This is a genomic window from Streptomyces niphimycinicus, from assembly GCF_018883605.1.
GTDB lineage: Bacteria > Actinomycetota > Actinomycetes > Streptomycetales > Streptomycetaceae > Streptomyces > Streptomyces niphimycinicus.
The window spans coordinates 1-490 of record NZ_JAHLEM010001340.1; the positions used below are offsets into that span (position 1 = coordinate 1).

General features: G+C 78.2%; 1 pseudogene. It reads right to left on the reverse strand.

Annotated features, from left to right (window positions below):
• Window positions 1-246: 246 nt before the first annotated feature.
• A pseudogene (locus KN815_RS49655) lies at window positions 247-490 on the reverse strand (uracil-DNA glycosylase); the annotation flags it as partial.

Sequence of the window (490 nt, forward strand, 5' to 3'; positions counted from 1 at the left end):
CCGGTGGCGCTGGTGACGCGGCGGGCGGTGCCGGTGACGCCGCCGGTGCGGGCAACGCCGGAGCGGGCAACGCGGGCGACGCAGGTGCCGCCGCCGGGGCCGGTGACACCGGCAACGACACGGGCCAGGGTCTCAACTGATCCGGCCCACCCCATGATCGGAGGTCCCGGGCGCCCTCCTGCCCCAGCGCCCGGGGCCTCCCCTCCCGCCTCCGCACATCGGACGGCCCCTGCCGGAAGGCCCGCGTCAGGACGGATCCGGGCCGGAGACCGGAAGCCCGGCCACCGCCGCCGCGGCGCCGAGCACCTCGCGCAGCATGGCCGGGGTGAGCCGTCCGGTGAAGGTGTTCTGCTGGCTCACGTGATAGCAGCCGAAGAGCGTGAGCGGCGCCCCGCCGTCGGCCGCCCGCAGTGTGCTCCGCGCGCCGTGCCCGAACACCGGCCGCGGCCGGGGCATGGCCCATCCGGCCGCCTCCAGCGCGGGCAGCACG